The organism is Pseudarthrobacter sp. NPDC092419 (assembly GCF_044755045.1).
In the GTDB taxonomy this organism is placed as follows: Bacteria; Actinomycetota; Actinomycetes; order Actinomycetales; family Micrococcaceae; genus Arthrobacter.
Window position 1 is genome coordinate 37,659 of sequence record NZ_JBIVQF010000006.1, and the last position, 19,847, is coordinate 57,505.

Consider the following 19,847-nt stretch of genomic DNA (forward strand, 5'->3'; position numbering starts at 1 on the left):
ACTGAGGGGATTACTGCATGAGTGAGAAGAGACGGGGCCTGGGCCGCGGTCTTGGCGCACTGATTCCAAGTTCCGCTGCCGGTAACGGTGCTGCGGCTCCTGCCACCGCGTCGCGTCCCGTGGATCTCTTCTTCCCTGAAGGCCGGAAGAAGTCTGAACCGGCGGCAGCCGCCGAGGCACGGCCCGCACCTGAGCCGACGGAGTCCGGCTCCGATTCTTCAGCACCGCGTGCCAGCAAGGTTCCTTCTGACAAGGCTCCTGCCGCCAAAGTTGCTGCTCCTAAGTCCCGGACAGCTGCTAAGGCGAAGCCTGCGGCCGCCCGTGATGCAGGGTCGGCCGATTCCGGCGCCGGCTCCGCGCAGGACGCCGGGGCGCCGGACGCGAAAGCAAAGCCTGGGATGGAAGTCCAGCCGGCTTCAGCAGCGTCTGTCACCGGATCGACAGCAAAGGACAGTGACGACCTTAGCGGCGCGGACACCGGCGTTGATCTCGTAGAGGTACCCGGCGTGCACTTTGCGGAGATTCCAGTCACCGACATCCACCCGAACCGCAAGCAGCCCCGTTCCGTCTTTGATGAAGATGACATGGCTGAGCTGGTGCACTCTGTCCGCGAAATTGGCGTGCTCCAGCCAATCGTAGTCCGTAAATCAACGGAAACCGGTGGAGAACCCTTCGAACTGGTCATGGGTGAGCGTCGCTGGCGCGCAGTACAGGCGGCAGGTCTGGAAACGATTCCGGCCATCGTGCGGGAAACGACCGATGATGACCTCCTGCGGGACGCGCTGCTGGAGAATCTGCACCGAAGCCAGCTGAATCCGTTGGAAGAGGCGGCCGCTTACCAGCAGCTCCTCGAAGACTTCGGTACGACCCATGAGCAGTTGGCCGACAGGATCGGCCGATCGCGTCCACAGGTCTCTAACACGCTGCGTCTCCTGAAGCTCCCTCCGTTGGTGCAGCGGCGGGTGGCTGCAGGTGTCCTGTCCGCCGGCCACGCCCGTGCTCTGCTGTCCTTGCCCGACGCTGCGTCGATGGAAAAGCTGGCCCAGAAGATCGTGGCAGAAGGTATGTCGGTGCGTGCCACAGAGGAAGCCGTGACGCTGCACCAGGATCCCGCGAAGGCAACCAAGAACAACATTCCGCGGCCCGGGGCACGACACGAACGCTTGGACTATCTGGCATCTTCGTTGTCCGATCGACTGGACACGAACGTCAAGATTTCTTTGGGCGTGCGAAAAGGCAAGGTAAGCATCGAATTTGCCAGCGTTGAAGACTTGAACCGCATCATGGACGTCCTCGCTCCGGGGTCCAACAACTAGTTTCTCGGCCTGCTCGGTGCCCGCATGGAAGGCCCGGTCCCTAGGGACCGGGCTTTTTCGCGTTCGTGCCCATGCCCGATTGTCGCCCGACAGGGCTGCATGATCCGGAGCTTTGATGGTCTTTTGGATCTTCATCTCACGATAGCGCGCAAATCTCATAGCCCTCGGGCCCGCTGCGAGTTTCTCAGACGACAGTTTCACGTGAAACAACTCAGCGCTTTGTTTAGGCGCCTGCACAGTCTCCGGAAGTGAGCGCACTTCAAGAGCCAGGTGTCTCCGTTCCTTGGTTCACCTATGAAGCTCCGCAGTACTAGGTTCCTGCCCGTTCACTCGTTCGGGAAGTGCGCTGCGAACTCCTCTTACAGACGGCGTTTTGTCGGATGACATGATGATCCGGCGTGCTGTTTCACGTGAAACACGGCCGCCGGGGTGTGAAATTTGTGATTAGACAGGCGCCATACAGTGGCCGTCGCACTACATGCGATTGCTTTCACTGTGGTGGTTCTGTCCATGGGCTAGGCCTATCGTCGCTCCCCTTTTCGGTAGCGCTGGTGCCCTGAGTACGTCGAAATACACCTACGTGCAGGCTCCGAGAACCTGCTTTGCACGTTCGGCGGATGGTCAAAGACCAAGTGCCGTTCCGAATTCCACTGAACGCATTGGCGGGCGATGGACTCACGGGGAGGTCAGAAATTTCACCAGTCTGGCGCGGTTCCCCTTCCTGAAGTGGCCCCCTTGTTGGGCCCGCGAGCTTCCCCAAGGACGAATGACCGCGGGTGATGGGAGACGCCGCAGCTAGCTGTATTGACCACGGACGTTGATGACGCTCGGCGTGGTTTGGTGACATGAAGAAGACCTCCGGGTGGAGTGGGGCTTGTCTAGAGTCCAATTCCACGCACGGAGGTCTTCGTGTCCCATCCTAATGCTCTTCTGACCCCTCGTGGCCGTTTGCAGCTTGTGCAATGTGTCGTTGATCAGTGTTGGAGTCTGCGCCGGGCCGCGGAACGCTTCCAGGTCTCAGTCCCGACTGCTGCTCGTTGGGCGCGGCGCTACCGCGAGCACGGCCCGGCTGGGATGGAGGACCGTTCCAGCCGCCCGCATTCCTCGCCCCGACGGACAGCAGTGCGGACGGAGCGGCGGATCATCGCCCTGCGCGTGAACCGCCGGTGGGGCCCTGCCAGGACCGGTTACCTGCTGGGCGTCCACCCCTCCACGGTGCACCGGGTCCTGTCCCGATACCGGCTGGCGAAACTGGCTTGGCTTGACCGTGGCACGGGGCGGGTGATTCGCCGCTACGAACACGAGAAGCCCGGGGACCTGGTCCATGTCGACATCAAGAAACTCGGCCGGATCCCGGACGGGCGCGGACACCGTGTCCTGGGCAGGGCCAGCGGGCGCCGGAAGAAAGCAAGGACTCCATTCAACCACCGGCCCGGCTACCACTACCTCCATAACGCCGTCGATGACCACTCCCGCTTGGCCTACACCGAGATCCTCACTGACGCGACAAAGGAAACAGCAGCAGCCTTTTGGCAGCGCGCCAACCGGCCAGCCGCGTCACCAACCTCTCAGGGCAATACAGCTAGCCTGCTCCTCCCCTGCTGCACTCACAGTACTTTCCGGCCCGGTAGCTGTTTCACGTGAAACCCCGCTTCGTCACCGGGGTGGTTAGCGCGGGGAAAGGCGATCAAAAATGGACTGGATATCTTGCTGGGCAAAAACAAGGAAGGGCTGCGACACGTTGGGGACGAGTCCGCCGAATATTGTGTTGCTGCTAATACCGCCCTGAAATGCTTCCCTTGGATACCGTCGTCGAGCCTACCGAACGAACCGCTTTTTCGCGCATGACCGATAACATCTGATGGCATATGCGGGGTGTCTTGGGGTCTCTTGCTAGCATCGCGGAATCTCGGCTGGCTTGGCCAATTCTGGTGGCCGACATCATTGATGCACGGTCGTCGAGGCACGTTGCTACAGACGGATTGCACGGTGACAGATGAGCCTGACTTGGATGATCCTTTCAGCCTCGAGACGGGCGCGCGAATAGTTCCATAAGTTAGCTCCTCCCGTGCGTGTCACGCCACCACCCCTTCCATCCGGGGCTTGTGGATGCGCCTGTGGATAACTCTGTGCATAGCTGTCGGCCTCGCCGCCATTCAATGCGTCGTCTGTACCGGTAGCCAAGCACCTCCGAACCGCGGGCACCGCCCATAATCTCCGTCCTACTGTTTCACGTGAAACAAGTGCAGTCGGGGCCAATCACTCATACACGTCTCTGAGTGACTCATGAGGGGCAAATCAGCCGCTTCTGGTGAACTTTCCCCTGCCGTAGAGGCCCCTCCTCCACGCGGCACGCGGTGAAGCGCGACTGCGCATTCGCGAGGATCGGTGCGCAGACAGCTCCGCTGCCCCGGGACGACCACGTATGAGCACGATCGCGTCGTTCTATGCCTGTGGATAAACTTGTGCATAAAACGGCTCGCGTGGTGTGGATAAGTTGTGGATATCAGCAGGCTTGCGTCCAAGAGTTCCGGACTTCTGCATCGGCCGCACGCCTAGCGCCATGCCCAGGCGGGACGCGCCTCTCCGGCCACTGGAGGTATGAGTTATGGTCGTATGCGCCAACCTGCGGCAGACCATGAGTTGCTGTTCGCGCTTCCCTATTTGATAACGCTGCAAGGTCTCACGGATTGGGCTGCCGGAAATTCAGGGCGGTCATAGCCAGGGCGGCGTGGGTAGGGGTGATGACCAAGGGACTGCTCGGCTGCTACCACGTCCATCGGCGGTACTGGAAGGTACGTTGCCGGAATCCGCAGGCAGGGCGGGGACGCCCGTGTGGATCGTTTCCTGCTGTGCGGCCAGTCAGGCTTGCCGTCTTGCTGAGAACAGTACGGTGTATCTTGTCGAGAACAGTACGGTGTATCGAGCCGTTGCGCGGAGGTCGGTTGATCGTCGGTGCTGCGGCTGATGACGCGACCCGAAGGGCGAACTTGCCTTTCCCAATACCCACCCTGTTGTTGGCCGAGTGCGGGTTTGGTAGGTGGTCGCCCCCGAGCCTCAAAGACGTTGTTGCCGTGATAGCCCGGGGGCCCTGCTCGTGTTCGGTTGTGCCTTGTCGCTGCTCGACCCAAAGGTCGCATCGATGACATCTGGTTATGCACGGTCAGGTGCAACTTGGAGGACCGCAGGATAGCCGGTCGTTATTTACGTGAGTCGTCTGCGGGCCCGATCAGCGCGCTCACGTAGGCACCAGACCGGACGTCCAGGTCCCCGCCGGCGCTACCCGATGTAGGTATGTTTCACGTGAAACGAACGGGTGGTCGGCTCTGTCCATGGAATCGCGAGGCGCGGTAGTTCACGCGGTTCTACCCACGGGACGCCGCTGCAGCATCCATGCAGGGCCGATGCCATCCGAGCTCTCGTAGTGGTTTCTTGAAACTACCACTGCCTTGGCGCGTGCTTGAGACTTTCCCTTCATCCGAAGTCGAAAGGGCTCCCGTACTATGGTGTGGCGCTCGAGCACCCTACGACGGCAGGAACTGCGATGTTGCTGCCCATCGTCGAGGCATCATCCTGCAGGCGCCTACCCCGGCCCGCGTTTGATGCGCTGGGAGCAAAACAAATCTTGAATTGAGAAAAAACGGTTTCTGAACTGGCGTGGTTTCACGTTCATTAAGGTCAGCGTCATTCGAGCTGAGGCACAACTCTCGTCAACACGATGTAGGCGTCGACAGGAAATGAGAAACCGTCTTCAGACAGATTGCCCGGGTTTGCCAGGGACGCTGGCCATGGAATACGTACCGCTGCCACCCATTTCACGCTAACGTCGCTTCAGTTCAGCCGGTGTAACAGGGTTCGCTATGTTTCACGTGAAACGCCGAGGAGGCTGCCGGTGAGAGACTGATGCCTACGTGTTCCACGTGAAACGAAGACATTCTCTGGACCTTACAGAATCAGTACGGCCTTTAAATGTAGGAGGTCACCACCCGCTTGGTTGGTGACCTCCTAAAAACTGAACACTGGGCCGTTAGGACAGAACGTCCGCGAACTCCTTCTCGAAGAACTGCTTAGGCTTGGCGCCAATGACCGTGTTCTTCACTTCTCCGCCTTCGAAAAGGTAAACGGCGGGAATGGAGGTGATTCCATACTGCGCAGCGATCGAGGGGTTGTCGTCAACATTGACCTTGACGACATCCACCTTCTCGGAGTATTCCACCGAAATCTCGTCCAGGATGGGTCCCAGCTTGCGGCAGGGGCCACACCATTCGGCCCAGAAGTCCACGATGACCGGCTTGTCCGCCGACAGGACATCAGTACCAAAACTTGCGTCAGTTACGTCTTTCGCGTTGCTCATATCCTTTGTCTTTCTCTTCAGGGTGTCTTGGAGGACTTAGGCAGGAAGGTCTGCCAAGTAGTGTTCGACGTCGATGGCCGCGGCGCAACCAGACCCGGCTGCGGTAATGGCCTGACGATAGGTGGGGTCCACCACGTCGCCGGCTGCGAAGACCCCGGGAATGCTCGTTCTGGAGCTCCTCCCCTGGACAGCGATGGTTCCCTCTGCCGTGATGTCCAGTACGTCCTTCACCAGGTCGGTCCGGGGATCGTTGCCGATAGCGACAAATACACCGGTGACGTCCAGGATCATGGTGGTGCCGTCCACCAGATTTTTCAGCGTCAAACCGGTAACCTTGTCCTCGCCGAGGACGTCCGCAACGGTGCTGTTCCAGATAAAGTTGATCTTCTCGTGGGCTAGCGCGCGGTCGGCCATAATCTTGGAGGCCTTGAGGGTGTCGCGGCGATGCACCACCGTGACAGATTTTGCGAACTTCGTGAGGAAGAGTGCTTCTTCCATGGCGGAGTCTCCGCCGCCAATAACCGCAATGTCTTGATCCTTAAAGAAGAAACCATCGCAGGTTGCGCACCAGCTCACACCGTGGCCAGAGAGGCGCTTCTCGTTGGGCAGCCCCAGCTCGCGGTATGCGGAGCCGGTGGAGAGGATGACGGCCTTCGCCTGGAAGGTCTCCCCCGAAGCGATGGTCACTGTCTTCACGGGTCCGGCGAGGTCCACCTCAGTGACGTCCTCGAACTGGATTTCCGTCCCAAAGCGCACGGCCTGTTTCTCGAAGTTCTCCATCAGGTCCGGACCCATGATGCCTTCGGGGAAACCGGGGTAGTTCTCCACATCAGTGGTGTTCATGAGTTCACCACCTGCAGTGACCGATCCTGCCAGCAGCAGCGGCTTCATGTTGGCGCGGGCCGTATAGACGGCTGCCGTGTAACCTGCCGGGCCTGAGCCGACGATGATGACATCACGTACTTCAGACGCGGTGTTTTCTGCAGTGGTCACTGACGTGAACCTCTTCCTTATTCGACGCGCCTCCCTTTAGAGGCCGGCCACATGGCACAACTATTACCCCACCCCGATTATTCCGGGGTGCATTCGCGGGCAGCCGTCCAGCCCTGGCGGGTTGGACGGCTGCTCAGTCAGTATTATCCGAAAACTACTGGACCTTCACCTCGGCGAGTCGCAGTCCGTAACCATACCGGGTCTTAGGCGCCGCGAGCTTGGGCAGGGAATTGATAGACACGATGACATACTGTGCTTCCACCGGTTCGGCGAGGGGCATGTTCAGATCGGTGGACGTGAAGCTATTGGTCCCAACGGCCTTGGCACCGTCCAGGGAGGGCCGGTCGTTGGTGTACACGGTGATGTTTCCACCCGATCCGCCGAGTTGGGTCAGCGTGATGGACGATACCGTCGCAGGACTCTTGAGCTTGACCACCAGCGGCACACCGTCGGGGGCCAGGCCGCCCCAGGAGTCAGTAGCGAACTCCATGTCGGACCAGTAGCTGGCGCCGTTGCCGTCGAAGGCCTTCACGAGGTCGCCGTCGAAGTTGGCTGCGAACTCGAAGTCGCCCTGACGGCTGATGGAATCGATGGCAGGAGGTACGGCGGGCGCCGCAGTGGTGGGTTCCTCGGTTGCGGTTGCCGAAGCCGAGCCCTCCCCCGTTGTGGCCCCTGAAGTGGTGGCGGGTGCGACAGCACGAGGTTCCGGAGTGAACAACCCGCCCAGGTTGGTCAGGGCGAAAATGAGACCGGCGATCAGTACAACAGCGAGCAGTCCCCCGACCAGCCAACGCATCGAACGCGGTTCACGCTGCGGCTCGTCATCCTCGTAATCGTCCTGGCTCGCAAAGGCTGCTCGCGCCGCAGCGGCCGGAGCAGCAGCCCGGGCAAGGATTCCGGGCCGTTTCCGGTCCTGCGGCTCGTCATCCACGTCCTCGTACCGTGCGTCGGACTGGTCGTAGTCCTCATCGGACCACAGTGAAACCTTGGGTTTCCCGGCGTCACCGTCCCGGGGCCCGGCCGCGGGAACGTCCGCGCGCTCTACGGGACGGGTGTGTGCATCGGGCCGGCCACCGGCAGAGGCGGAAGCTGCGGCAGCTCCTGCTCCCGCGGCCCCGGCCGCACCGGCGACGCCACCGGCGACGCCACCGGCGGCGGGTGCCGCCGTCGGACGTACCGGAGGTTTGGGCGGGACGGCCGGCGACATGCGCGGCTGCGGAACCCGCGGAGGATTCACCTGCCGCGGCTGTCCAGTGGAGTAGTCGATGTAACCGGCGTCGACGTCTTCGTCGTCATCATACGGTTCCGGTTCGTTGGAGCGTGCCTGGCCAAAGATCTCGCTGCCGAGGGTGTCGGTGAAGAACGGTTCAACGTACGGCGGATTGGCGGCAACCACCAGGTCCAGCAGGTCGGCCGCGGAGGTGTGGTTGGTGATCAGGTAGGTGGCATCCTCGGTCACGCCAAGGTCAAGCACCTGGACTGATCCCGGACGCTCACCGGTGGCCACCTCCCGGGCGCTCTGGGCGACCTGCTCGGTGTTTTCCGGGCCGGCAACGAGGATGCTGACAGGCCGGTTCAGAACCTGGTCCACACCGTCCAGCACCAGATCGTGGTCGTGCGAGGTCAATACGGTGGCCGTGACCTTGTAGCGGCCGCCCAGTACTGATCCGACATCGATCGGGTTGGACACGTGTTCCTCCTCATGCTGTCCGGGATTGCCGGCATTTGATTCGCGGACTGGCCAGCGGCCGGCTTTGCGACTGCAACTACCCCCTGTACCTTTCCGATCCTAGCCGATCGAGCCTGCCCCGCCTTGAAGAAGCGGGGCGCGAAGGTGCGCCTGCGTCACTTTTTACGCGGCCGCCGATTCTTGAAATACGGGTTTTCTCCGGCTTTGCCCTGGAAGGTACGCCGGCCAGGCAGCGGGATCTGCTCGCGCAGCAGCCCGCCGCGGGCGGTGCCCGGCTGGTCCTCAGCCGGCAGGTAGGGGCCCTTGGACGGCACGTTCGTGCCGCCGTCGTCAGCGTTCCTACGGGCCGAACGACGCGACGGATCCGGCCCGGCACGGAACGAAACGGCGTCGAATTCTCCGGAAATCCGCGGAATGAGACCGGTGTCGACGGACGTGGTGGCGCGCTCCGGGGTGTACTTGGGGGCGCCCGACGACGGCGTCCCAGCCCCGCCGCGCCCATCCTCCGCGGAGTCCGGGGTATTGCCGCCGTGGTCACCGGGGTAGCCATCCCGCGGCTGGGGCTGCGGGGGCTGTCCGTCCTCATCGTCAGACCCGCCACCGCGGCCCAGCCGGCCCAGGAGCGGACGGAGAAGATCCCGGAGCTCGGAAACCCGGAACAGCCTGAGGAGCAGGAGGTAGGCCACCAGCATGACGGGGCCCACCACAATCACTGTGACCAGCGCCGTGATGCGGTCGCGCCAGGCGAACCCGTCCGGGCTGTAGCTGCCCAGGAGCCAGAGTGCGCCGGCCCCGGCGACGGCCGATCCCAGTGCCGCGTAGCCCATGCGGATATACGAGTTGGCAATCCGCGGACCATCGAGGTGCCCCAGGAGCCGCCGCAGGAAGATGGCGCTGATGATCACGGAAAGGACATTGCCCACCATGTACAGGACGGCGATGGCGTAGATGATCTGGTCCACCGGCAGGAACTGGATGGCAAACGCGCCCGCAACGTACACCAGCGCCAGCAGCAGCTGGATGTAGAACGGGGTGCGGGCGTCCTCATTGGCGTAGAACACGCGGGACATCATGAAATTGGCGCTCATGAACGGCGTGCTTAGGGCCAGGATGGTGAGCGTCTGGGCCAGCATGACGCCGTCCTGCCGCAGGCCTCCGGAGAAGAACATGCCCAGCGGTCCGGCTAGTGCAAAGAGCGCCAGCGCTCCGAAAACGGTGGCCACCGCCATGGTGCGCAGGCCGTGTGACAGGGCGTCCCGGAGCTCATCCCGGTCTCCGTCCTGGGAAGCGCGGGTCATCCGGTTGAACAGGACGGTGGCCAGCGAGAGCGCAATGATGGAGTGCGGCAGCAGGTACAGCTGGCTGGCGACTTCGAGGACGGCGTTGCCGGGCAGCATGGCCGCGGCCGGGTCCCCCGCCTTTTGCAGCCGAAGCCGCTCCGCACCGGGGATGGTGGCAATGCGCATGACGTAAAGGAACGCCAGCTGTCCGACGGCGGCAGTCAGCAGCGTCCAGACGCTCAGCTTCGCTGCCTGGCCCAGTCCCACTCCGCGCCAGCCGAAGCGCGGCCGGAGTCCAAGCCGTAGCCGGAAGACGGGGATCAGGAGGATGGCGGTCTGCGATACAACGCCGATGGTGGAGAATCCGGCCACGAACAGGGTCTGGGTGGGACCCCAGTTGTCCAGCGTGTGGGGCGACAGTTCGTTGGTGCCAAAGATCCAGATGAACATGCCCAGCCCGGCGATGGCCACCAGGTTGTTCAGGATGGGTGCCCACATGGCGGGACCGAAGGCGCCGTTGGCGTTCAGGACCTGGGTGAGGAGTGCGTACAGGCCATAGAAGAAGATCTGTGGCAGGCACCAGAAGGCGAACGTTACCGCCAGGGCCTTCTGCTGGCCTGAATAACCCTGCGTGGTCAGTTCGATCACCCAGGGCGCCGCGAGGGTCACCAGGGCCGTGAGTCCAAGCAGAAGCAGCACGGCGAGAGTCAGCAGGCGGCTGATGTAGTCCGCTCCCCTGTCCGGGGCCTTGCTTGCTTTGATGATCTGGGGTACCAGGACCGCGTTGAACACGCCGCCGGCTACCAGGAGAAAGATCAGGTTGGGCAAGTTGTTGGCGTTGATGAACGTGTCATTGACCGTTGAACCGAGGCCAAGAGCGGTGCCAAGCATCCACGTCTTGCCAAAGCCCAGGAAACGGGACACCAGCGTACCTGCAGCCATGATGGCACTGGAACGGGTTTCGCTGGCTGTGCCGGGCTGGGGCGCAGGCTGAGGAGCCGGGCCGGGGTTTCCTGAGGTGCCCGGGGAGGAGTTGGTAGCTGACATCGACTTCATCGTCTCACCCGGCGGCGATTAACACCGCAACGGGCACGGAGGCCGGCGGGCCTAGAGGTGGCCGGGGAGGACTTCCCTGGCCAGATCCGCGATGCGCCGCTCGTTGGGGAAGGACAGTTTCCGTGCGAGTTCCTGGATGGGCACCCAGGCCACATCCACGGCTTCCTGGTCGGGATCGTTCTCGATGGTGAGTTCGCCGCCGGTGGCGCGCAGCAGGTAGTGGTGCACGGTCTTGTGGACGCGGTGGCCGCTGACCGTGAACCAGTAATCGATACTGCCCAGCGGCGCCAGGATGTCGCCCTCAATGCCGGTTTCCTCGGCAATTTCGCGGACCGCAGCCTGCTCGTTCGTCTCCTTGCCCTCCGGATGGCCCTTCGGCAGGCACCATTCGAGCCGCCCACCGCGGTTGAAGCGGGCAATAATCGCAACGCGCAGTTCGGCGTCGGACGCGTCAACCACGACGCCGCCGGCCGAAACTTCCTCCACCGTCGGCAGCGACGCCGGCGCCGAGTGCGGAGCAGGGGCGACATGCGCCCCGATTGCCGACGGCAACGGTGCGTTTGTCCTCCTGCCTGGAGCGCTCGGTACTGGATGGGCCATGCAGTCCACTCTAACGACTGTTGCCCGTTCGTGATGACCGGAACATGACACCAACATGGACGGCATATGACGCCAGCCGCCGGGGCCGGGCGGATAAGAGAGGATCTTCCGCGCATTTTGGCCTGACGGGCGCGCGGTTTCTGACAAGCTTAAGTAACTATGGCGCACGCACATCACAAGATTGAATCCCACACCGTCGATTTCCAGGTGGACCCGGTGGTCCTGGAGCTCGGCCAGCGTTTCGTGGATGCTGGGCACGAGCTGTCCCTGGTGGGCGGGCCTGTGCGTGACCTTTTCCTGGGCCGCACCTCCCCGGACCTGGACTTCACTACGGACGCGACGCCGGACCAGACCGTCGCGCTGATCAAGAAGTGGGCTGACAACTTCTGGGAGATCGGCCGCGCCTTCGGGACCATCGGCATGCGCAAGGCCGGCTTCCAGATCGAGATCACCACCTACCGCGCCGAGGCCTACGACCCCGACTCCCGCAAACCGGTGGTGGCCTTTGGATCCTCGCTCACCGATGACCTGCTCCGCCGGGATTTCACCATCAACGCGATGGCGCTGAAGCTGCCGTCTCTGGAACTGGTGGACCCCTTCGGCGGGGTCCGCGACCTGCACGCTTCGGTCCTGTCCACGCCCGGCGCCCCGGAAGCATCATTCTCCGATGATCCGCTGCGCATGATGCGCGCCGCCCGGTTTGCCGCGCAGCTGGGCGTTTCGGTGCACCCGGACGTCCGTTCCGCCATGGAACAGATGGCCGAACGGATCAACATCATCTCCGCCGAACGTGTCCGGGAAGAACTGGTTAAACTGATCTGCGGGGCCCACCCCCGCGTCGGCGTGGACCTCCTGGTGGACACCGGCCTGGCGGATCACGTGCTGCCGGAGGTGTCCGCCCTGCGGCTGGAATCGGACGAACACCACCGGCACAAGGACGTCTACCAGCACTCACTGCAGGTCCTGGAACAGGCCGCCGAACTCGAAACCGACGCGGATGGCCCCGTCCCGGGTCCGGATTTCGTCTTGCGTTTTGCTGCATTAATGCACGACGTCGGCAAGCCGGCCACGCGGCGCTTCGAACCGGGCGGCGCGGTGAGCTTCCGCCACCACGACATGGTGGGCGCGAAACTTACCTCGAAGCGCATGAAAGCCCTGAGGTTCGACAAGGACACTACCAAGGCGGTGGCCAGGCTGGTGGAACTGCATATGCGCTTCTACGGATATGGCGACGCCGGCTGGAGCGACTCCGCCGTGCGCCGCTACGTCACGGACGCCGGACCGCTCCTGGAGAGGCTGCACCGGCTTACCCGCTCCGACGTCACCACCCGAAACCAGCGGAAGGCCGAACGGCTGGCGTTCGCGTACGACGACCTCGAGGCCCGGATAGCCGCCATCCGCGAACAGGAATCCCTGGACGCGGTCCGCCCCGACCTGGACGGGGCCCGCATCATGGCCCTCCTGGACATCAAGCCCGGCCCGGTGGTGGGGCGCGCCTACAAGTTCCTCCTGAATGAGCGGATGGAACACGGCCCGTTGCCCGCCGCGGAAGCCGAGGCGAAGCTCTTGCGCTGGTGGGCGGAACAACCTGAATCCGCACCTGCCGAAACCAGGGCGGAAACGCCGCCGGCCGCCGTCGACCGTTCCCCGTCAGAGGAGTCCCCATGACCAGTCCCGCCCTTGCCCCCCGCCCCCAGCTGTGGATCCTGCGCCACGGCGAAACCGAATGGTCCAAAAGCGGCCAGTACACGGGCCTGACCGACCTGCCGCTGACCGTTGAGGGCGAGCAGCAGGCCGTCGAAGCGCGCAAACTGTTGGACACGGTGGACTTTGACCTGGTGCTCACCTCGCCGCTGCGCCGGGCACGCCGTACGGCTGAGCTGGCAGGGTTCCCCGATGCCCGGCACGAGCCGCTCGCCGTGGAATGGAACTACGGTGAATATGAGGGCATCAGCTCGGACCTTATCCGCAAGGACAACCCCGATTATTTGATCTGGACCGACGGGGTGCCCAACGGTGAAACCCTGGACGAGGTTGCCGCGCGGGCGGACAAGATCATCGCGCGGGTGCTGGAGTCCGGGATGGACAACGTGCTGATCGTGGCCCACGGGCACTTCTCCAGGATCCTGACCGCGCGCTGGCTCGAACTGCCCGCGGTGGAAGGCCGCCACTTCATCCTGGGGACGGCAAAGATCTGCACGCTGGGCTGGGACAAGCGGACACCCGCCATCGTCCGGTGGGGACTGTAACCGTCCGGTAACCTCCCCGGGTAAGGTCGAAGCCATGCAGGAGACGCAGCCGCAGAAGCACCCGCCGCACGCCCGGTTGGTGGTGCCCAGCCGCAGCGACCACCTGCTGCGGAACTTCACGGAAGTGGTCGGCGGGCCGTTGGGAACCCGTGCCGAGCCGGGGGTGGTCTCCCCCGGCGTTTTCAGCGTGGAACGCGTGCTGATCCTGATGACCGTCCTGGCCGCTTTCGCAGGACTCCTGCTCAAGGGCTACTGCCGGGCCAACGGCTGGGACACGCCCTCGCAGTTCTATTCCACCTGCTATTCGGACCTCCCGGACCTATTCCGCAGCCGGGGGCTGGCGGACGGGGTGTTCCCGGTTGCCGCCGGCCAGTTCGAGTACCCGGCATTGACCGCGCTCATCGCCGGGATCACCGCCTTGCTGGTACCGGGCTCCGGTGCGACGGACCCCCGGATACTGGCCTACTTCGACCTCAACGCCGTGCTCCTGGCCGGCGCAGCCATGGTGGCTGTCCTTGCGACGGCCCGGCTGGCGGGGCGCCGCCCGTGGGACGCAGCCTTCGTGGCCCTCTCGCCGGGCATTATCCTGGCGGGAACCATCAACTGGGACCTGTGGACCGTGGCCCTGCTGGCTGTGGGGATGTACTTCTTCGCCACGGGGCGGTTGGTGGCGTCCGGACTGCTGGTGGGACTCGCTGTGGCCACCAACCTGTATCCGCTGTTGTTCCTCGTGGCCGTTGCGCTGCTGGCCGTGCGCACCGGACGTTACCGGCCGCTTGGCGTGACCGCAGTGGCGGCGGCTGCAGGGTGGCTGGCCGTGAACCTTCCGCTCATGGTGGCCAACCGGGCCGGCTGGGGGCACTACTTCGACTTCCTGGCGGACCGGGAGGCCAGCTACGGCTCGCTCTGGTTTGCCTATAACCTGCTGGCGGAACGGCTCAACCGGCCTACCCTGAGCCCCGAATCCGTCGACGTGTTGTCCTCCGGGCTGTTCTTCCTGGCCTGCGCCGCGATTGCACTGGTGGCGCTCTCAGCGCCACGCCGACCCCGGCTGGCACAACTGCTCTTCCTGCTGGTGGCGGCGTTCATTCTTACCGGCAAGACCTATTCGCCGCAGTACGTCGTGTGGCTGGTTCCGCTGTTCGCCCTGGCCCTGCCACGGTGGCGCGAATTTCTGGCGTGGCAGGGAATCGAGGGCCTCCACTGGGCGGCCGTCTGGATGTACCTTGGTCAGGTGACCAGTGCAGGCTCAACCCAGCACAACCTGGACATGCCCTACTACGTCCTCGCCGTCGTCGTACGTATGCTCGCGGTGGCATATCTGATGGTTCGCGTGGCGGGGGATATCTATGATCCTCGGCGGGATCCGGTCCGGCGGCAGCATGCGGATGATCCACCCGGCGGACCGTTCAACGGGGCGTCCGACGCATTCCGGCTGGGCCGGCCACGCAAGCGCACGGAGGCGGGTGCCGATGCCTGACGTCGCCGTTGTTGGAGCAGGTCCCAACGGTCTTGCCGCAGCTGCCGTCATGGCGCGGGCCGGGCTGTCCGTCGAAGTTTTCGAGGCATCGGGGGCCATTGGGGGCGGGACACGGACCACGGAGCTGATGCGCCCGGGGTATTTCCATGACGTCTGCTCGGCAGTGCATCCCATGGCGGTGGCGTCTCCGTTCTTCCGTGCCTTCGAGCTGAACCGCAGGCTGGAGCTGATTACGCCGGACGTGTCTTATGGCTCGCCCCTCGATGGTGGCCGGGCCGCGCTGTCCTACACGTCATTGGAGCGGACCGCTGCCGAACTGGGCAGGGACGGGGCCGCCTACCGGCGGCTGATGGCCCCGCTGGTACGCCACGTTGGCGGCATCATGGATTTCACGCAGAACCAGCTGTTGCGGGTACCCAGGACTCCCATCGCGGCTGGCATCTTCGGGCTGAGGACGCTGGAGCAGGGAACCGGGCTGTGGAACATCCGGTTCCGTGAAGAAGCGGCGCCGGCCATGCTCAGCGGGGTAGCCGCGCATGCTGTCTCGCACCTGCCCTCGCTGGCTTCATCCGCAGCAGGGCTGATGCTCGGCGCCCTGGGACATGCGAAGGGCTGGCCGATCCCTCTCGGCGGCTCTGCCTCGATTGCCGGTGCCCTGGCCCGGGACATCATCGACCACGGCGGCTTGATCCACACGGGCACACCCATCGACCGGCTGGAGCAATTACCGCGCGCCCGCGCGACCCTGCTGGATGTGGCTCCCCGGGGGCTGTTGACCATGGCCGGAGACGCCCTGCCGCCCCGCTACCGCCGCGCCCTCCAGCGGTTCCGGTACGGAAGCGGGTCCTGCAAAGTGGACTTCATCCTGGCGGGGCCCGTTCCGTGGCAGGCCAGGGAGCTGGCGGATGCCGGGACGGTCCACGTAGGAGGCAACCGCGCTGAACTTGCCCGCGCCGAGAATGAGGTAAGCGCCGGGCGGCATCCGGAGAGGCCCTACGTTCTGGTGGCACAGCCGTCCCGCTTCGATCCTTCCCGGGCCCCCGCCGGCAAGCACACGCTGTGGACCTACTGTCACGTTCCCGCCGGTTCGACCAGGGACATGACCGGGGCCGTCACTGCCCAGCTGGAGCGCTTCGCTCCGGGCTTTCGCGATCTGGTGCTGGAATCGCACGTCGTCACCGCGGCGGGCCTGGCTGAGTACAACCGAAACTACGTGGGCGGCGACTTTTCCGCGGGCGCCATGGACCTCAGAGGGCTCGTCCAGCGTCCTGTCGTATCTCCGGTTCCGTGGCGGACCCCCGTCAAGGGCCTGTATCTGTGCTCGTCCTCCACGCCGCCTGGGCCCGGGGTTACGGGAATGCCCGGACTTCATGCCGCAAGATATGCCCTGAAAGACATATTTGGCCTGGAGGTCCCACACCTCGGGCTTAAGGCGTAAAGCTGGCGTAAAGCTCCGGATGGACAGGCGATAATGGCGCCATGGGGATAAAACAAAAGCTTTCCGCCGGGGCCGCTGCCGTCATTCTTGGAACGTCGCTGGTTTCCTGCGATGACGGCCGCGGCGACGCCGAAGCCGCGGCACAGAACTTTGCCTCTGCTCTGGCCACGCTTGACGTCAGCTCCGTGGCGTTCGACGGCAAGGATGCTGGCGCCGCCAACGAACAGCTCCAAGCCGTCTTCGCCGCCCTGGAGCCGCAAAGGCCGGCTGTGGAGGCCGGGGAGCTGGCCCTGGACGGAGACAAGGCGTCCGCGCCGATGAGCGTCACCTGGGAATTCGGAGACGCAGAGTGGAAATATTCCTCAACGGTGAACTTCAAGAAGTCCGACGGCGAGTGGCTGGCTGTCTGGGATCCGGGCACCCTTGCTCCCGGACTGGCAGACAGCGAGATCCTCACCAAGGGCACCAGGACACCGCCCCGGGCAGACATCCTCGGCGCCGGTGACGCGCCCCTGGTCACCTACCGACCGGTCGTCAACATCGGCATCGACAAACCGCGCCTTGGCACGGCGGATCCGGCGGCGTCAGCCGCCAAACTGGCCGCGCTCGTGGGTGTGGACCCCGGCGACTACGCGAAGCAGGTGGAGGCTGCCGGCCCCGAGGCATTTGTCCGGGCCATCACGTTGCGCCAGGACGGCCGCACCATCACGGACCAGGAGATCACGGCGGTCCCCGGAGCACGAGCCATTCCCGACTCGATTCCGCTGGCACCGACCCGGACCTTCGCCCGCGCTGTGCTCGGCACGGTGGGCGAGGTGTCCGCAGAAGAGATCGAGGCATCCGAAGGCGCCCTGACAGCCGGGGACGTCATCGGCAAAGGGGGCCTCCAGCAAAGGTATGACGAACAGCTGAGGGGAGCTGACGCCGTCGTCATCCGGGCTCAGCGGGCAGACCTGACGCGGGAGGAAATCGAGTCCTCCGGCAACGACCCGCGGCGGGTCCTGTTCGAGGTGGAACCGACTCCCGGCGAGCCCCTGAAGACCACGTTGGATCCCACCTTGCAGACGCTCGCCGAGACAACCCTGGAAAAGGTGGGCCCGGCCTCCGCTATCGTTGCGCTGCGGCCCTCCACCGGAGCCGTCCTTGCTGCTGCCTCAGGCCCCGGCAGCAATGGATACAACACGGCGATGCTGGGGCAATACGCCCCGGGCTCGATCTTCAAAATCGTGGACTCGCTGGCCATGTTCCGCAATGGATTCACGCCGGATTCCAAGGTCCAGTGCACCCCGACGCTGACCGTGGACGGCCGCCGTTTCAAGAATTCAGAAGGCTATCCGGAAGGTTCGCTGGGATCCGTCACCCTCCGGGACGCGTTCGCGCATTCCTGCAATACGGCGTTCATCGCCGCGCGCGATTCCGTGTCCCAGGACCAGCTGGAGGCCGCGGCGACGGCGCTGGGCATTGCGGTGGACGCGCCCTCGCTCGGTGCGGACGCCTTCCTGGGTTCGGTGCCTGGCGAGGCCGCAGGAACGGAACATGCGGCGTCCATGATCGGGCAGGGCAAGGTTCTCTTGTCGCCACTGGCCGCGGCCGTGATGGCGGGCTCGGTGGCCAAGGGCGCCCCGGTTTCCCCGCAGCTGGTCATCGCGAACGCACCCGATGCCACGGCGTCGGCTGCGCCGTCGCTCTCACCCGCTGCCGCGGGTGAGCCGGTGACAGCCAAGGAAGCTGCGCTGCTAGCCGACATGATGCGGGCCGTTGTCACTTCGGGCCATGCCGGCTTCCTGGCTGAGGTTTCCGGGAAGCCGGTGGGCGCCAAGACGGGAACCGCGGAATTCGGTGACGAAAACCCGCCCAAGACGCATGCCTGGATCGTGGCGGTGCAGGGAGACCTCGCCGTCGCCGTGTTCGTGGAAGACGGCGGCCTGGGCGCCACGACCTCCGGCCCGCTGTTGAAGCAGTTCCTCACAGCCGCCGGCTAAGCCCCTCCCCGGGAGGCCTGCCGGCGGCCACCGGGGTCAGTCCGCGAAACCGTCGGCGATGTCCAGAACCTCGTCCAGGATGGCCAGACCGGCTTTGGTGTCTGCCACGCTGGTGTTGCAGGGCGGCACGACGTGGATGCGGTTGAAGTTGGCGAACGGCAGGAGCCCCCGGGTCTTGCAGGCGGCGACCAGCTGGTTCATTTCCGGACTGGAACCCCCGTACGGGGCCAACGGTTCGCGCGTTTCGCGGTTTCTGACCAGCTCGATGGCCCAGAACACGCCGACGCCCCGAACTTCACCGATGGACCTGTGCCGCTTCGCAAAGCCTTCGAGCGCAGGGCCGATGACCGTTTCTCCCAGTGCCGCTGCGTGCTCCACCATCCGCTCATCTTCCATGGCGTTGATGGTGGCCACAGCAGCGGCGGCGGCCAGCGGATGACCGGAGTACGTCAGGCCGCCCGGATAAGCCCGCTGCCCGAAGGTGGCCGCGATTTCGGGACTGATCGCGACCCCGCCCAGCGGGACGTAGCCGGAATTGACGCCCTTGGCGAAGGTCAGCAGGTCCGGAACCACATTGAAATGCTCCACGGCGAACCATTTGCCGGTCCGTCCGAAGCCCGCCATCACTTCATCCGCGATCAGGACGATGCCGAATCGGGTACAGAGCTCCCGGACCCCCTCGAAATACCCCGCCGGCGCCATATAGATACCCGCAGTTCCCGGTATGGATTCCAGGATGAGTGCTGCAATTGTGGACGGGCCCTCCAGGCTGATCAGCTGCTCCAGGTGGGCCAGTGCACGCTCGCTTTCCTCTTCCGGGGTGCTCGCATGGAACGCCGAGCGGTACAGGTAGGGCGGGAAAAAGTGAACGGTCCCGGTACTGCCGCTGTCGCTTGGCCAGCGCCGTGGATCCCCAGTCAGATTGACTGCCAGATGGGTTCCGCCGTGGTAGGAGCGGTAGGCGGAGAGGACCTTGTGCCGGCCGGTGTGCAGCCGGGCCATGCGGACTGCGTGTTCATTGGCATCGGCGCCGCCGTTGGTGAAGAAGATTCTGTCCAGTTCTCCAGGGGTCCGCTCAGCGATCAGGCGCGCCGCTTCCGAGCGGGCGTCATTGGCGTAGCTTGGCGCGATCGTGCACAGCTTAGTGGCCTGCGCCGCAATGGCGGAGACCACCGCCGGGTGCTGGTGGCCGATGTTGGTGTTCACCAGTTGGGAGGTGAAGTCCAGGTACTTGTTTCCGTCCCCGTCCCAGACGTAGGAACCCTCGGCGGCGGAGATGACCATTGGATCAAGCAGATCCTGGGCGGACCAGGAGTGGAAGACGTGCTTACGGTCCAGCTCATAGGCCCGACGGGCGCTCTCGGAGTCAATGTCGGGAACCGGTCCGGACTCAACGGTGGAGGTCATGG

The 19,847-nt window shown here is 64.3% G+C and carries 12 protein-coding genes and 1 pseudogene; 7 read left to right on the forward strand and 6 right to left on the reverse strand.

Going from position 1 to position 19,847, the window contains the following annotated elements:
* Window positions 1–17 precede the first annotated feature (17 nt).
* Window positions 18–1,316: a ParB/RepB/Spo0J family partition protein gene (locus ACIQC0_RS10935; RefSeq protein ID WP_377216365.1), complete on the forward strand. Its 1,299-nt coding sequence runs from the start codon at window positions 18–20 to the stop codon at window positions 1,314–1,316.
* A 909-nt stretch (window positions 1,317–2,225) separates the two neighbouring features.
* A pseudogene (locus ACIQC0_RS10940) lies at window positions 2,226–2,861 on the forward strand (helix-turn-helix domain-containing protein); the annotation flags it as partial.
* Window positions 2,862–5,343: 2,482 nt separating this feature from the next.
* Here ACIQC0_RS10940 and trxA read toward each other — a convergent pair.
* From trxA to ACIQC0_RS10965, 5 genes are all read right to left on the reverse strand, one after another.
* Window positions 5,344–5,670 (reverse strand): thioredoxin, encoded by a 327-nt coding sequence (gene trxA / locus ACIQC0_RS10945; RefSeq protein WP_377216364.1) that lies wholly within the window; start codon window positions 5,668–5,670, stop codon window positions 5,344–5,346.
* Between the two features lie 36 nt (window positions 5,671–5,706).
* On the reverse strand, window positions 5,707–6,663 hold the full coding sequence (gene trxB / locus ACIQC0_RS10950) for a thioredoxin-disulfide reductase (RefSeq protein ID WP_400534881.1): 957 nt from the start codon (window positions 6,661–6,663) through the stop codon (window positions 5,707–5,709).
* Window positions 6,664–6,817: 154 nt separating this feature from the next.
* Window positions 6,818–8,353 carry an ABC transporter substrate-binding protein gene (locus ACIQC0_RS10955; RefSeq protein ID WP_400534883.1) on the reverse strand — a complete coding sequence of 512 codons (1,536 nt, stop codon included), beginning with the start codon at window positions 8,351–8,353 and terminating at the stop codon, window positions 6,818–6,820.
* Between the two features lie 155 nt (window positions 8,354–8,508).
* Window positions 8,509–10,680 carry a murein biosynthesis integral membrane protein MurJ gene (gene murJ, locus ACIQC0_RS10960; protein ID WP_400534885.1) on the reverse strand — a complete coding sequence of 724 codons (2,172 nt, stop codon included), beginning with the start codon at window positions 10,678–10,680 and terminating at the stop codon, window positions 8,509–8,511.
* A gap of 60 nt (window positions 10,681–10,740) precedes the next feature.
* Entirely contained in the window at window positions 10,741–11,241 is a 501-nt protein-coding gene (locus tag ACIQC0_RS10965) for an NUDIX hydrolase (RefSeq protein WP_377216402.1), read from the reverse strand.
* Between the two features lie 207 nt (window positions 11,242–11,448).
* On the opposite strand from ACIQC0_RS10965, the gene ACIQC0_RS10970 reads away from it, so the two are divergent.
* Genes ACIQC0_RS10970 through ACIQC0_RS10990 form a run of 5 tightly spaced genes read left to right on the forward strand, consistent with a single transcriptional unit; the run spans window position 11,449 to window position 18,438 of the window.
* Complete coding sequence (locus tag ACIQC0_RS10970; protein WP_400534887.1) at window positions 11,449–12,957, forward strand: CCA tRNA nucleotidyltransferase; 1,509 nt, start codon at window positions 11,449–11,451, stop codon at window positions 12,955–12,957.
* The gene (locus ACIQC0_RS10975; RefSeq protein WP_377216359.1) at window positions 12,954–13,538 is read left to right on the forward strand and encodes a histidine phosphatase family protein; all 585 of its coding nucleotides are present in this window, start codon (window positions 12,954–12,956) and stop codon (window positions 13,536–13,538) included. The genes ACIQC0_RS10970 and ACIQC0_RS10975 overlap by 4 nt, the downstream gene beginning before the upstream one ends.
* 34 nt (window positions 13,539–13,572) lie before the next feature.
* Window positions 13,573–15,018, forward strand: a complete 1,446-nt coding sequence (locus tag ACIQC0_RS10980) for a glycosyltransferase family 87 protein (RefSeq protein WP_400534889.1) — start codon at window positions 13,573–13,575, stop codon at window positions 15,016–15,018.
* Window positions 15,011–16,456, forward strand: coding sequence for a phytoene desaturase family protein (locus tag ACIQC0_RS10985; protein ID WP_400534891.1), 1,446 nt, complete (start codon window positions 15,011–15,013; stop codon window positions 16,454–16,456). Before ACIQC0_RS10980 ends, ACIQC0_RS10985 begins: the two co-directional genes overlap by 8 nt.
* 41 nt (window positions 16,457–16,497) lie before the next feature.
* Window positions 16,498–18,438 carry a penicillin-binding transpeptidase domain-containing protein gene (locus ACIQC0_RS10990; RefSeq protein WP_400534893.1) on the forward strand — a complete coding sequence of 647 codons (1,941 nt, stop codon included), beginning with the start codon at window positions 16,498–16,500 and terminating at the stop codon, window positions 18,436–18,438.
* Between the two features lie 36 nt (window positions 18,439–18,474).
* Here the strand turns inward: ACIQC0_RS10990 and ACIQC0_RS10995 are convergent, their stop codons facing one another.
* Window positions 18,475–19,845, reverse strand: a complete 1,371-nt coding sequence (locus ACIQC0_RS10995) for an aspartate aminotransferase family protein (protein ID WP_400534895.1) — start codon at window positions 19,843–19,845, stop codon at window positions 18,475–18,477.
* Window positions 19,846–19,847 lie beyond the last annotated feature (2 nt).